The 14,463-nt window shown below is 57.5% G+C and carries 12 protein-coding genes; 7 read left to right on the top strand and 5 right to left on the bottom strand.

The window, feature by feature from the left end; translation table 11 throughout:
• Positions 1-42 precede the first annotated feature (42 nt).
• The 4 genes from AC07V4_RS10935 to AC07V4_RS10950 all read left to right on the top strand — a co-directional run bounded on the left by AC07V4_RS10935 (position 43) and on the right by AC07V4_RS10950 (position 6,455).
• Positions 43-1,374, top strand: coding sequence for a deoxyguanosinetriphosphate triphosphohydrolase (locus AC07V4_RS10935; RefSeq protein ID WP_492636311.1), 1,332 nt, complete (start codon positions 43-45; stop codon positions 1,372-1,374).
• A 166-nt stretch (positions 1,375-1,540) separates the two neighbouring features.
• Positions 1,541-1,936: a response regulator gene (locus tag AC07V4_RS10940; RefSeq protein WP_492636310.1), complete on the top strand. Its 396-nt coding sequence runs from the start codon at positions 1,541-1,543 to the stop codon at positions 1,934-1,936.
• Between the two features lie 248 nt (positions 1,937-2,184).
• Positions 2,185-2,811 (top strand): response regulator, encoded by a 627-nt coding sequence (locus tag AC07V4_RS10945; RefSeq protein WP_492636309.1) that lies wholly within the window; start codon positions 2,185-2,187, stop codon positions 2,809-2,811.
• Positions 2,812-2,819: 8 nt separating this feature from the next.
• Complete coding sequence (locus AC07V4_RS10950; RefSeq protein WP_492636308.1) at positions 2,820-6,455, top strand: transporter substrate-binding domain-containing protein; 3,636 nt, start codon at positions 2,820-2,822, stop codon at positions 6,453-6,455.
• Between the two features lie 30 nt (positions 6,456-6,485).
• Here AC07V4_RS10950 and AC07V4_RS10955 read toward each other — a convergent pair whose 3' ends face one another.
• Both AC07V4_RS10955 and AC07V4_RS10960 read right to left on the bottom strand, forming a co-directional pair.
• Complete coding sequence (locus AC07V4_RS10955) at positions 6,486-6,968, bottom strand: GAF domain-containing protein (RefSeq protein WP_492636307.1); 483 nt, start codon at positions 6,966-6,968, stop codon at positions 6,486-6,488.
• Complete coding sequence (locus tag AC07V4_RS10960; RefSeq protein ID WP_431749096.1) at positions 6,965-7,855, bottom strand: ATP-binding protein; 891 nt, start codon at positions 7,853-7,855, stop codon at positions 6,965-6,967. Before AC07V4_RS10960 ends, AC07V4_RS10955 begins: the two co-directional genes overlap by 4 nt.
• 164 nt (positions 7,856-8,019) lie before the next feature.
• On the opposite strand from AC07V4_RS10960, the gene AC07V4_RS10965 reads away from it, so the two are divergent.
• Complete coding sequence (locus AC07V4_RS10965) at positions 8,020-10,329, top strand: hybrid sensor histidine kinase/response regulator (protein ID WP_492636306.1); 2,310 nt, start codon at positions 8,020-8,022, stop codon at positions 10,327-10,329.
• On the opposite strand, the gene AC07V4_RS10970 is transcribed toward AC07V4_RS10965, so the two are convergent.
• The 3 genes from AC07V4_RS10970 to msrB form a co-directional block, all read right to left on the bottom strand.
• Positions 10,310-10,774, bottom strand: coding sequence for a MarR family winged helix-turn-helix transcriptional regulator (locus AC07V4_RS10970; RefSeq protein WP_492636305.1), 465 nt, complete (start codon positions 10,772-10,774; stop codon positions 10,310-10,312). The two genes, AC07V4_RS10965 and AC07V4_RS10970, sit on opposite strands and share 20 nt — an antisense overlap.
• Positions 10,771-11,256: a glutathione peroxidase gene (locus AC07V4_RS10975; RefSeq protein ID WP_431749099.1), complete on the bottom strand. Its 486-nt coding sequence runs from the start codon at positions 11,254-11,256 to the stop codon at positions 10,771-10,773. The genes AC07V4_RS10970 and AC07V4_RS10975 overlap by 4 nt, the downstream gene beginning before the upstream one ends.
• A 157-nt stretch (positions 11,257-11,413) precedes the next feature.
• The gene (gene msrB, locus AC07V4_RS10980) at positions 11,414-11,806 is read right to left on the bottom strand and encodes a peptide-methionine (R)-S-oxide reductase MsrB (RefSeq protein WP_492636304.1); all 393 of its coding nucleotides are present in this window, start codon (positions 11,804-11,806) and stop codon (positions 11,414-11,416) included.
• 202 nt (positions 11,807-12,008) lie between these two features.
• Here msrB and AC07V4_RS10985 point away from each other — a divergent pair, with 202 nt between their 5' ends.
• Both AC07V4_RS10985 and htpX read left to right on the top strand, forming a co-directional pair.
• Positions 12,009-13,220: a pyridoxal phosphate-dependent aminotransferase gene (locus AC07V4_RS10985; RefSeq protein ID WP_016978462.1), complete on the top strand. Its 1,212-nt coding sequence runs from the start codon at positions 12,009-12,011 to the stop codon at positions 13,218-13,220.
• Between the two features lie 304 nt (positions 13,221-13,524).
• Positions 13,525-14,412: a protease HtpX gene (gene htpX / locus AC07V4_RS10990; RefSeq protein WP_060753271.1), complete on the top strand. Its 888-nt coding sequence runs from the start codon at positions 13,525-13,527 to the stop codon at positions 14,410-14,412.
• The last annotated feature ends 51 nt before the right edge of the window (positions 14,413-14,463 follow it).

Here is a 14,463-nt window from a genome sequence, read left to right on the forward strand (position 1 = left end):
GGGAAGCTGGGCGAGTCATTCACCGAACGGAGAGTACCCGCCTTGGATTGGCCCACCCTGCTGACTCGCGAACGCCTTGGAAAACCGCTGCACAGCCCTGAAGAACTGGGCCGCAGCCCGTTTCACAAAGACCATGACCGCATCATCTTCTCAGGTGCGTTCCGACGCCTGGGGCGCAAGACCCAAGTGCATCCGGTATCGAGCAACGACCATATCCACACGCGCCTGACCCACTCACTGGAAGTCAGTTGCGTTGGCCGCTCACTCGGCATGCGCGTAGGCGAGACCTTGCGCAGCGCCCTGCCCGACTGGTGCGAGCCGAGCGACCTGGGCATGGTGGTGCAATCAGCTTGCCTGGCCCATGACATCGGTAACCCACCCTTCGGGCATTCCGGTGAAGATGCCATTCGCCACTGGTTTCAGCAGGCAGCCGGGCGTGGCTGGCTGGATGACATGACCAGCGCCGAACGCAATGACTTCCTCAACTTTGAAGGCAATGCCCAAGGCTTTCGAGTACTGACCCAGCTGGAATACCACCAGTTCGACGGTGGCACACGGCTGACTTACGCCACCTTGGGCACCTACCTGAAATACCCCTGGACCGCTCGTCACGCCGACTCCTTGGGCTACAAGAAACACAAGTTCGGTTGCTACCAGAGCGAGTTGCCGATTCTTGAGCAAATCGCCCACAAACTTGGGCTGCCACAACTGGAAGAGCAACGTTGGGCGCGTCATCCGCTGGTCTACCTGATGGAAGCGGCGGACGACATCTGCTACGCCCTGATCGACCTGGAAGATGGGCTGGAGATGGAGCTGCTGGACTACGCCGAGGTCGAATCGCTGCTGCTCAACCTGGTAGGCGATGACCTGCCACAGACCTATCGACAGCTAGGCCCACTGGACTCCCGCCGGCGCAAACTGGCGATCTTGCGCGGCAAGGCGATCGAGCACCTGACCAACGCAGCGGCACAGGCGTTTGTCGAACAGCAGGACGCCTTGCTGGCCGGCACCCTGCCTGGCGATCTGGTCGAGCACATGCACGGGCCTGCCAAGCGCTGCGTACTCGACGCCAAAGACATGGCGCGCAAGAAAATCTTCCAGGACAAGCGCAAGACGCTGCATGAAATCGGCGCTTACACCACCCTGGAAATCCTGTTGAATGCGTTTTGTGGCGCAGCCCTGGAACAACACGGCGGGCGCACGCCGTCGTTCAAGAACCGGCGCATCCTCGATTTGCTGGGTAATAGCGCACCGGACCCTGCCTGGTCGTTACATGCTTCGTTCCTGCGCATGATCGACTTTATCGCCGGCATGACCGACAGTTACGCCACCGAAATGGCACGTGAGATGACAGGGCGCTCCAGCCCTCAATAAAGCGCCAATCAAGCAGCCTGTTCCCTGAAAAGAATCGCCCTACGAAGGGAACAGAGCGGCCTGATCGAATTCGTACAGGCAATCGAAGAATAATCTCGCGCCCTCCAAGCGGGCCAGGCAAACAACTCCTACATTCCATCGATGCTTGACTCACTGCGTGCTCCCTATGCCCAGACACCCTCTTCGTATTCTTGTGGTGGAGGACCATCCCTTTCAACTCCTTGCCACCCAGTGCCTACTCAAAAGCTTCGGCTTCGATCAACTGACGCCAGTGGAAAATGCAGAACAAGCCCTGCATACAATGACCCAGTCCGAATTACCCTTCGACCTGATGCTTTGCGACCAATGCCTGCCAGACCTGCCCGGTCTCGAACTGATAGAGATAGCCAGCCGTAGCCGCCTTATTACCGGCGCGATTTTGCTCAGTGGGTTACCTACCGTCGAATTGATCAACCTCGCTATTCAAGCTGCGCAACGAAGCCTGCCACTCTTGGGATATTTATCTAAGCCGTTGAATAAAGACGGCCTTGAAAAACTAATAACATCGCATCAAAAAATGTAGGACGTTAAACATTTCAACTGATGAAATTCGGTACAGCACGCAACATAAATTCCCAGCTACTCCCGTTCATTGCTTTCGCGCCCAAAATGTACACCCTCCACTTCACAAGCATGCAACAACTGGTAGGTGCAATCCTCTTTTGATGTAGGATTTTTCTTGTTTTATGTCTAGACCATCAGCGCTGATCCTCCTGGCTCATCTTCTGAGCTAATGTGCCCGCTTTATTTGCATCTGCGCGGAACGTGATCATGAATACTGTTTTTATTATTGACGACCATCCTGTTATACGACTTGCCATTCGAATGTTACTGGAACACGAAGGTTACAAAGTCGTTGGAGAAACAGACAATGGCTGCGATGCCATACAAATGGTCCGCGAATGCCTTCCGGACCTGGTTATTCTCGACATCAGCATCCCAAAACTTGATGGCCTCGAAGTACTCTGCCGATTCAACGCCATGAACACGTCGATGAAAACCCTGGTGCTCACGGCTCAATGCCCCACATTGTTTGCGACACGCTGCATGCGCTCGGGTGCTGAAGGCTTTGTATGCAAGGAAGGTGACCTGAGCGAACTGCTGAGCGCAATCCGTGCGGTGCTGTCCGGTTACAACTATTTCCCCAGTCAGGCATTGAATGGCAACGGTGCCGAAGGCGTGGACATACAGGAGTTGGAACTGTTCAAGACAGTCAACGACCGAGAACTAATGGTATTACAACTTTTTGCACAAGGGCGAACTAATAAAGAAATAGCCAAAGGTATGTTCTTGAGCAATAAAACAGTCAGCACTTACAAAAAGAGGCTCATGCAAAAACTCAAAGCCAAGTCCTTGGTAGAACTCATCGAGATGGCAAAACGAAACGCGCTAGTGTGAGAAAGCGGATGCCCAGGCGTATAAAGGACTATCTAATTATATTAAGTGCCGGCTTGTGCTTCAGCACCGTCGTGCTCGCGCAATACCAACCTGACCCGGAACACTTCACTTTATTGAGTCGCGCGGGAACTGTTCAACTGGATATACAGTTGGATAGAGCACAGCGCCAGTGGCTGCAGAACAAACGCGAACTGGTGCTGGGCACGTCCGCACCTGACTACCCGCCCTTCGACCTCACTTCAAGCGGCCGTGACTATGAAGGCCTCACTGCCGACTACGCGGGACTGCTGGCCAAGGCTCTGTCCGTGCCAGTCAAAGTCGTGCGCTACTCTTCGCGGGAGGCATCCATCCGCGCCCTGGAAGCCGGTGACATCGACGTGCTGGGTTCCTCCAATGGCTTCGAGGCGGCGAACCCGAATCTCATCCTGTCAGCACCGTACGCCGTGGACCAGCCAGTACTCGTCACTCGCGAGGGTGAAACCCGCAGCCTCAGCGATGGCTTGGCGGGGCTGCGCCTGAGCCTTGTCTATCATTACCTGCCACTGAGTGAAGTCGAGAAGCTGTACCCCAACGCGATCATCCGCGCCTACCCCTCTTATCAAAATGCCTTGAATGCAGTGGCCTTCGACCAAGCGGATGTATTTTTGGGCGACACTATTTCCACTCATTACATGATCAACAAGGGCTACCTCAAAAATATCCACATGGCTAACTTCGGCAAGCATGAGGCCTTTGGTTTCAGCTTTGCACTGCGCCAGGACCAACAGATCCTCTTGAGTATTATCGACTCGGTATTGGCCGCCGTGCCTACCAACGAGCGAGATAGCATTGCCAAACGCTGGAGTGCCGGTAGCGATATTCTGTTGACCGACAAAAAACTGCAGCTGACCCAACGTGAGGAACGCTGGCTGAAACAGCACCCCGTGGTGAAGGTCGTGGTGAACGAAACCTTCGCCCCCCTCACCTTCTTCGATGCCGACGGCAACTTCCGCGGTATCACTGCCGACCTCCTGGAACTGATTCGCCTGCGCACGGGCATGCGTTTCGTCATAGAGCGCGGGCGCGAAGTCAACGACATGATCGAACAGGTCACCACCCAAAAAGCCGACATGATAGGCGCCATCGTTCCGAGCAACGAAAGGGAAGCACAGCTCAACTTCAGTCGCCCCTACCTGGAAAACTCCTACGTATTGCTCACACGCAAAGAGCCAGGAGCGCCCCTGAACCTGGAGCAGATGGCCGGAAAACGTCTGGCTATAACCCAAGGCAACCCTCTGGCCAGCACCTTGGGCAGGGACTTCCCGCAGGTTCACCTGGTGGAAACCAGCGATACCTTCCGAGCCTCGGAACTGCTCGCACAAGGTCATGTCGACGGTGCCGTGAATTCGCTGGTGATCGCCAACTATTTCCTCTCCTCACAGGTCTTCCAGGACAAACTGCAAATCAGCAGCACGATCGGGACAGTTCCCGCCACGTTCGCCCTGGCCACATCGCGCCACGCCACGGAGTTGAGCTCGATCCTCGACAAAGCGCTGCTAAGCATCGCCCCGGACGAAATGGGCGTGATAAACAGCCGTTGGCGTGGCTATACCGCCGCGTCCGACAGCTATTGGCGCAACTACCATCAACTGATTGCCCGAATCGTCATCGGTACCGGCTTGCTGCTGTTGATATCCTTGGCCTGGAACGCTTACATGCGCCGCCAGATCAAGCAACGGAAAATGGCCGAGCGCGCGCTCAACGATCAGTTCGAATTCATGCGCGCCCTGGTCAATGAAACGCCGCATCCAATCTACGTACGTGATCGCAACGGCCTTTTGCAGACCTGCAACGACAGTTACCTCCAGGCATTCGACGTCAAACGCGAAGACGTCATCGGCAAAAGCGTGATCCAGATGAGCATGGCCCTTGAGTCGGAGGCGGCGCAGTATCACGCCGACTACCAGCGGGTAGTGGCCGAAGGCAACCCGCTGATCCTGGATCGCACCCTGCACATCCACGACAGGAAACTGACCATCTACCACTGGATCCTGCCTTATCGCGACTCCACCGGTGAAGTCCAAGGCATCATCGGCGGCTGGATCGACATCAGTGAAAGACGTCAATTGTTTGATGAACTGCGTGCGGCCAAGGAGCGTGCCGACGAGGCCAATCGCGCCAAAAGCACGTTCCTGGCCACCATGAGCCATGAGATCCGCACGCCGATGAACGCTGTGATCGGCATGCTCGAACTGACACTCAAGCGCGCAGACCAAGGGCATCTCGATCGGCCGGCCATCGAGGTGGCGTACAACTCGGCCAAGGACCTGTTGGAACTGATCGGCGACATATTGGACATCGCACGCATTGAGTCCGGTCGCCTCAGCCTCGCCCCGGAACGCGTCAACCTGCGAGAAGTGATTGAGTCCGTCGTGCGCGTCTTCGACGGGCTTGCACGCCAGAAAACCCTCAGCCTGTTGTTAGAGTTCAAACCCGATCTGGACGACATCGAAGTCCAGATAGACCCCCTGCGTTTCAAGCAAGTGCTGTCCAACCTGGTGAGCAATGCGATCAAATTCACCGAACGCGGGCAGGTGAAGATCAAAGTGGAGGTGCTGCCGACGCTGGTACCCGAACAGGTCGAGCTCAAACTAGTGGTCGAAGACACCGGCATCGGCATCAGCAGGGACGACCAATCACGCTTGTTCGAACCATTCGCCCAAGCGGACAACTCGGGGCACCTGGCCAGGAGCGGTGCGGGGTTGGGATTGGTGATCTGCCGCTGCCTCTGCACAATGATGAGTGGCCAGTTAAGCCTGAGCAGCGTGCCCATGGTCGGCACCCAGGTGCATGTCAGCCTGAAGATGCCTCGCCTGCATAAGCAGAACCAGGTCGGCGAACTTACGCCGGCGACCCCAGCCTCTACCCCGGTGCTCAATGTGCTGGTAGTGGATGACCACCCGGCAAACCGTCTGTTGATGTGCCAGCAACTGGGTTATCTGGGTCACCAGTTCACCGCAGCCGAGCACGGCGCAGCCGGCTTTCAGGCGTGGCGCCAGGAGCATTTCGACCTGGTGATCGCCGACTGCAACATGCCCATCATGAATGGCTACGAGTTGAGTCGTTCGATCCGTGAGTACGAACAACGCGAACAACTGCCGCCCTGTGTAGTGCTGGGCTTTACCGCCAATGCGCAGCCGGAGGAAAGGCAACGATGTGTGCAGGCAGGTATGAATGACTGCCTGTTCAAGCCCATCAGCCTCACGGTGTTGGAACGACAACTGGCACAAATACCCCCTCAACCAGCCAGTTCACGCCTGGACTTGGGATGCCTGGAAGCCCTGACCGGCGGAGACCCACTATTAAGTCGACGCTTGATGGAAGAACTGCTGAACAGCAGCCGGCACGACCGCCGCGAGCTCATGGAACTGCTGACTCGGCAGACCCCGCCCGAGGACATCATTGAGCAAGCCCACAAAATCAAAGGCGCCGCTCGCATCGTTCAAGCCCATGCATTGGCAGGGCAATGCGAAGCGCTGGAGCAGACCTGCGCCCGGAGCGAAAATCGGCCAGTGATCGAAGCCGGTATCAAAGCGCTGGAAAAACTGATGCTGGAACTGGAAAGGACGTTGCAGGCGCAACTTCATGAGCTGGACCGCCAATGAGAGGCAGGGGTTCAACCCCGCCTCGCTTTTTCAGCAGTCGGTCAAACGCAGGAAAATCGCCGCCAGTTGCTCGATCCCGACTTGGTCTTGATGTGTAAAACGGGCCAACGATGGGCTGTCGAGGTCGAGGACACCAATCAACTTATTGTCCTTGACCAATGGCACCACCAATTCACTGTTGGAGGCGCTATCACACGCAATGTGCCCAGGAAATGCATGCACATCCTCTACCCGCTGGGTTTGCCGTGAAGCCGCCGCCGCACCACACACGCCACGACCAAATGGAATCCGCACACAGGCGATCTGCCCCTGGAATGGCCCCAGCACCAGCTCTTCATTGCGATTGAGGTAGAAGCCCGCCCAGTTCAGATCCTCCAACTGGTTGAAGAGAAACGCGGAAAACTGCGCACTGTTGGCGATGAAATCACGCTCATCCGCCAACAGCGACTCCAGTTGCGCGCAGAGCATGGCGTAGCCATCAAGGCCAGTACCTGCCTGTTGTAAATCGATCATGGTTGACGTTCCAGCAATTTAAGACCCACCCAATAACGGGCGAATTGATAGGCACACCGGCCATTGCGGTTGCCGCGCCCGGTAGCCCAACGCACGGCGAGAATATCGAGGGCTTCATCGCGCTGCCACTGCAAACCGGCTTTGCTGGCAAGCTCGCCGATCCAGTGCTCCACCACATCCAGAAAGTGCTCCTGGGTAAATGGGTAGAACGACAACCACAAGCCGAAACGATCCGACAAGGCAATCTTGTCCTCGACGGCTTCACTCGGGTGCAGCTCGCCATCCACGCGTTTCCAGTTGTCGTTATCGCTCTGGTTTTCCGGCACGAGGTGACGGCGGTTGGACGTGGCATACAGCAACACGTTTTCCGGCGCCTGCTCCAGCGAACCGTCCAATACGCTTTTGAGCACACGGTAATCCCCTTCACCGGCCTCGAACGACAGGTCATCGCAGAACAGGATGAAGCGTTGCGGCAGCTTGAGCAGTTGCTCGACCACACGCGGCAGGTCGGCCAAGTGATCGCGCTCGATTTCGATCAGGCGCAAACCCGCCTTGGCGTGCTGAGCCAGCAGCGCACGTACCATGGACGATTTACCGGTGCCTCGCGAGCCCCAGAGCAACGCGTGGTTGGCGGGCAGACCATCGATAAATTGTTGGGTGTTGCGGGCCAGTTGCTCACGTTGCTTGTCGACGCCAATCAGGTCGGACAGGCGCATGTCCAGGCTCACGTCCAACGGTAACAGGAAGCCAGTGCGGCCTTCGCGCTGCCAGCGGGCAGCCAGACAATGGTTCCAATCGATAGCTTGACGTGGCGCTGGCAACAAGGGCTCCAGACGCGCAAGCACTGCGTCGGCCCGCTCAAGAAAGGCATTCAATCGAGAGTCCACAATTATTCCTCTGGCAAGTTCTTGCAAAAGATGGCGTATTGGCAACCCTGCGGCAGACCGCACGAGGCTGCGTAAAAAAACGATTCATGCCGGGTAAGCCAGAGCCTGTGGATGTTCAGCTATGCTTGCCGGGCGAAGGGAAACGTGAAGTGGTTCAACACTCGATGGATATCAAGTTCGCCCACCGCTTGTCTTATAAACAAGCCAGATTGACTGTGCTGGTCGGTTTCGTCTTGGGAACCCTGCTCAGCCTGATCCAAATCGGTATCGATTATGCCAGCGAAGACGCATCCATCAACCGTGAAATACGCTCGCTGATCGAAATCAGCCATAACCCCGCATCACGTATCGCTTACAACATCGATGCCGAACTTGCCCAGGAGCTGACCCTGGGCCTGCTGCACTCCCCTGCCATCACCCACGCGCAGTTGATCGACAACAACGGTGTGGTCTTGGCTGACGTCGACCGCCCACGCAAGGAAAGCAGCTACCGGCCCATCAGCGACTTTCTGTTTGGCGCCAATCGTCAGTTTGAAGACCGGTTGTTCCTGAGCCACATGCCCAATGACTCACTCGGGGTATTGCGCCTGGACGTGGACACCTACGCCTTTGGTAGCCGTTTCCTGCACCGTGCCGAGATTACTCTCCTCAACGGATTTGCCCGCAGCCTACTGCTGACCGGAATATTGCTGGCGTTGTTCTACGTGATGCTGACCCAGCCCCTCGTGCGCATTATCCGCGCACTGAGTAACAGCAAGCAGGCCCACCTGGACTGCCCGCCGGGGCACGAAAACGACGAAATCGGCGTATTGGTGAACGTCGCCAACCAACAATTCGAAAACATGGAAACCGAAATCCATCAGCGCCGCCATGCCGAAGATCGCCTCACTGAATACCTCGGGCAACTGGAGGATATCGTCTCCGCGCGAACCCTGGAGCTCAAAGCCAGCAATCAGCGCCTGAGCCAATCCAACGATGAGCTGGAAGCTGCAAAGATGACCGCCTTGGGCATGGCCCAGGCACGGGCGGCGTTCCTGGCCAATATGAGCCACGAAATCCGCACGCCACTGAACGGCCTGCTGGGGATGATCGCACTGTCACTGGACAGCCCGCTGAATGCCGAACAGCGCCAGCAACTGTCCATCGCCCATGATTCAGGCAAAGTGCTGGTGGAATTGCTCAACGATATCCTGGACCTGTCCAAGTTCGACGCAGGCCAATTGGAGCTGGAGCGCATCCCTTTCGACCTCGGCGCACTGGTGGAAGACACCGCTAACCTGCTGTCGCAGAACGCCGCGCCGAGTGTCGAGCTGACTTGCCTGATCGACCCGCAGTTTCCTGCCCAAGTCATTGGCGACCCAACCCGCGTACGCCAGATCGTCAGCAATTTGCTCTCTAACGCGTTGAAGTTCACTCGCTTCGGCCGCGTCGATGTGCGCCTGCGCGCTCAAGGTGACCGGGTAAGCATTGAAGTGTGCGACACCGGCATCGGCATAGCCCAGGAAGCTCAGGTGAAGATCTTCCAACCGTTCACCCAGGCGGGCGCCGGCATCACCCGGCAATTCGGCGGGACAGGGCTGGGTCTGGCACTGACCCACAACCTGTGCGAAGCCATGAAGGGCCGCTTGAGTATCAGCTCGGAGGTTGGGTTTGGCAGCCAGTTCTGTGCAGATCTTCCGTTGCCCACTCATTTGCCGGCTCCCCGGTATGCCCCACTCGCGGGCGAAGTCATTGTCATCACCAACGCGGGCAGCGGCCTGACGGAACTGCTCACCACTCTGTTGCCCCACTGGGGGCTGACACCGCGCTGCTATTCCCAGGACGATGACTTGAGCGGGCAAAACCCGGACCTGCTGATTACGGATTGCCCTGAGTGCCTGTTCCGTCTACGCCCGACGATCAGCGCGCCGATCCTGCTGGTGACCGCCTATGGCAACTTCATGCCCAATGAAGAAGTGGCAGCACTGGTGCCGTTGCAGCAACAGGCGCGGCCGTTAAGCCGCAACGCCTTGTACCAGATCCTGCAACGGAACCTGCGCAGCGAGGCCCCCTTGATCCTTGATCCGATCCAGATGGAAGCTGCCCCACTGGCCCACCGAGCGCGCATCCTGCTGGTGGAAGACAATCCGGTCAACCAACTGGTGGCCAAGGGTATGCTCAGCAAACTGGGGTGTGAGGTCATCGTCGCCGCCCATGGTGGCGAGGCGCTCAAGCGTCTCGAAGACCAACGCTTCGACATGGTGCTGATGGACTGCAATATGCCGGTGATGGACGGCTACGAGGCGAGTCGGCAAATTCGTCGTAGCGGGCGTTGGCCGGACTTGCCCATCGTCGCGTTGACCGCCAATGCCTTGTCCGAAGAACGCGAGCGTTGCCGCGCGGCGGGGATGAATGATTACTTGGCCAAGCCGTTTCGCCGTGAGGAACTCAACGCGTTGCTGGACCTCTGGGGGCCTAAGACGACAAGCCTTTGATCTGCGCCAGCAACTGGTCCAGGCCATCACGCAGGGCGTCGGCCTGATTCAGATCGATGCCACTGTCGCACAGCAAGCGGACCTTCAAGCGCTGGGTTTGGCCGCGCAATTGCACGCCGGCCTCGCTCAGGCTCAGGTGCACTTCCCGCTCATCCTTCACGCTGCGTTGGCGCCTCACCCACTCAAGCTGCTCAAGCCGCTTGAGCAATGGCGTCAACGTGCCCGAATCCAACATCAACCGCTCACCCAAGGCCTTGACCGTGGGTTGCGCGGGTGCGGTGTCGTGCCACTCCCACAACACCAGCATCACCACGTATTGCGGATAGGTCAGACCCAGTTGATCCAGCATCGGCTTGTAGGCGCGGGTGACCGCTCGTGAGGCGGCATAGAGCTTGAAGCACAGCTGGTTGTCCAAGGCCAGAGAAACGGCAGGCAAATCGGTCATTTGAGCAGCGCTTCGATCTCTTGAGTCAGATCCTCAGGCTTGGTGGTCGGGGCAAACCGCTTGACCCTCTGACCGTCGCGGCTGACAAGGAACTTGGTGAAATTCCACTTGATGCCCTGAGAACCCAATAGACCAGGCGCCTGTTTTTTCAATTGGATAAACAAAGGGTGAGCATCACTGCCATTGACGTCAATCTTCTTGAACAGCGGGAAACTGACACCGAAGTTCAGCTCGCAAAACTCGGAGATGGCGCCTTCGTTGCCCGGCTCCTGCTTGCCGAACTGGTTGCAGGGAAAGCCCAGCACCACCAACCCCTGATCCTTGTACTGCTGCCAGAGGTGCTCCAGCCCTTTATATTGCGGCGTAAAACCACATTTGCTGGCGGTGTTGACCACCAAAATGGCCTTGCCGGCGAAATCAGCCAAGGTCTTTTGCTCACCCTTGATGGTGGTGCAAGGGATGCTCAGCAGGTTGTCGCTCATGGCAGTGCCTCAGATAAGGGGAAGAAGCAGAAAGATAGTAGCCAATTCAATTGTGTGCAATCTAATCACCTGGATTGATGGCGCGTTATTCAGCCTTGACTCAAGCCAAATGTGGGAGCCGGCTTGCCTGCTCCCACATTCGAAGGTCGTTGCTGGTCTAGCGCGGTACCAGATCCAGGCACACCGAATTGATGCAATACCGCAGGCCAGTCGGCGGTGGGCCGTCAGGGAACACGTGCCCCAGGTGGGCATCGCACTTGGCACAGGTGACTTCGGTACGGATCATTCCGTGACTGACATCACGGATCTCGATCATCGCGCTTTCAGCAATCGGCGCGTAGAAGCTCGGCCAACCGCAGCCGGAATCGAATTTCGTGGTGGAATCGAACAGCGGCTCATTGCAGCAGATGCAGTGGTACACGCCATCGGTCTTGGTACCGTTGTACTTGCCGCTGAAAGGTCGCTCGGTGCCCTTGAGACGACACACGTTGTACTGCTCTGGGTCGAGCATCGCCTTCCATTCATCAACGGTTTTCTGCAACTTTTCCATCGGTACACCTCGGCAACTGAAAAACCCTGATCTGTGTCTTTTCCGTGGATCAGGCGGCACGTATGATTGCGCCTCTTCAAAACGCCAGTCTGGCACCCACGCTACCGGCATTCAAACGTATTTATGGGTGCGGGCCTCGCTGGATTCACAGTACGGTAGTGTCTACACCGTCTGGATCGTTCATTTTCAGGATCACATCGCCATGCAGGTCAGCAAATCGAACAAGCTCGCCAACGTCTGCTACGACATTCGCGGCCCGGTGCTCAAGCACGCCAAACGCCTGGAAGAGGAAGGCCATCGCATCCTCAAGCTGAACATTGGCAACCCGGCGCCCTTTGGTTTCGAAGCGCCGGACGAAATCCTCCAGGATGTGATCCGCAACCTGCCGACCGCCCAGGGCTACAGCGACTCCAAGGGTCTGTTCAGCGCACGTAAAGCGGTCATGCAGTACTACCAACAGAAGCAAGTCGAAGGTGTCGGCATCGAAGACATCTACTTGGGCAACGGGGTGTCCGAGCTGATCGTGATGTCCATGCAGGCCCTGCTCAACAATGGTGACGAAGTGCTGGTGCCGGCGCCGGACTACCCGCTGTGGACCGCCGCCGTGACCCTGGCCGGTGGCCACCCGGTGCACTACCTGTGTGACGAGGGCGCCGACTGGTTCCCGGACCTGGCCGACATCAAGGCCAAGATCACCCCGAACACCAAGGCGCTGGTGATCATCAACCCGAACAACCCCACCGGCGCCGTGTACTCCAAAGAAGTGCTGCTGGGCATGCTTGAGTTGGCACGTCAGCATAACCTGGTAGTGTTCTCCGACGAGATCTACGACAAGATCCTCTACGACGACGCCGTACACGTGTGCACCGCTTCCCTGGCGCCGGACCTGCTGTGCCTGACCTTCAACGGCCTGTCCAAGTCCTACCGCGTGGCGGGTTTCCGTTCCGGCTGGATCGCCATCTCCGGCCCCAAGCACAACGCCCAGAGCTACATCGAAGGCATCGACATGCTGGCCAACATGCGCCTGTGCGCCAACGTGCCGAGCCAGCATGCCATCCAGACTGCCCTCGGTGGTTATCAGAGCATCAATGACCTCGTGCTGCCCCAGGGCCGCCTGTTGGAACAGCGTAACCGTACCTGGGAGCTGCTCAACGCGATTCCTGGCGTCAGTTGCGTAAAACCCATGGGGGCGTTGTATGCCTTCCCGAGGATCGACCCGAAGGTGTGCCCGATCCTCAACGACGAGAAGTTCGTGCTCGACCTGCTACTGTCGGAAAAGCTGCTGGTGGTGCAAGGCACCGCGTTCAACTGGCCGTGGCCGGATCACTTCCGTGTGGTGACGTTGCCACGGGTGGATGACCTGGACATGGCCATTGGTCGCATCGGCAACTTCCTCAAGTCCTATCGCCAGTAACGTAAACGACACTGTACGACCGACAATCGGTCGTACAGCGAGTATCTGGCAACACTTCTTTGCCCTTCCCCTCCCCCTTCCCTGTCGTTGCCGCCACGAACCGGCAAGCCCCCTATAATTACGGGACGACAAGGTAAGAGTGTGGTGAAGAACGTAGGCTTGGCGGGTCGGAAAATCCTTTCAAGGCTCTACATTCAGGCTGTAGGACACAGTTTGAAATAGTCGCTCGGTTGAATCACCCCACCCCGCACCTTATATACCCCGCAGTACGCGACATATTAAGCATGAGGAGAACTCTACAACCATGATGCGCATCCTGCTGTTCTTGGCCACTAACCTGGCGGTCGTGCTGATTGCCAGCATCACCCTGAGCCTGTTCGGCTTCAACGGGTTCATGGCGGCCAACGGGGTTGACCTGAACCTCAATCAGCTGCTGGTTTTCTGTGCGGTCTTTGGTTTTGCCGGCTCGCTGTTCTCGCTGTTCATCTCCAAATGGATGGCGAAGATGAGCACCAGCACCCAGGTCATCACCCAGCCACGCACCCGGCATGAGCAATGGTTGCTGCAGACCGTGGAGCAACTGTCCCGTGACGCCGGCATCAAGATGCCCGAGGTGGGGATTTTCCCAGCCTATGAGGCCAACGCGTTCGCCACTGGCTGGAACAAGAACGACGCGCTCGTTGCGGTGAGCCAGGGCATGCTGGAACGCTTCTCGTACGATGAAGTGAAGGCCGTCCTTGCTCACGAGATCGGCCACGTGGCCAACGGTGACATGGTCACCCTGGCGCTGGTACAGGGCGTGGTGAACACCTTCGTAATGTTCTTTGCGCGGATCATTGGCAACTTTGTCGATAAAGTGATCTTCAAGAACGAAGAAGGTCGTGGCATTGCCTACTACGTGGCGACCATCTTCGCTGAGTTGGTACTGGGCTTCCTGGCCAGTGCAATCACTATGTGGTTCTCTCGCAAGCGGGAGTTCCGTGCAGACGAAGCCGGTGCCCGCCTGGCCGGCACCGGGGCAATGATCGCGGCGCTGCAACACCTGCGCTCCGAACAGGGCCTGCCGGTACATATGCCGGACAGCCTTACCGCATTCGGTATCAACGGTGGCATCAAACAGGGCATGGCACGCCTGTTCATGAGCCACCCGCCACTGGAAGAGCGGATCGACGCACTGCGTCGTCGCGGCTAAGCGCCAGGTGGCACAACGAGGGGCGATCTGATCGCCCCTTTTTTGTGCACG

This window comes from Pseudomonas sp. GW821-FHT03A09 (assembly GCF_059421065.1).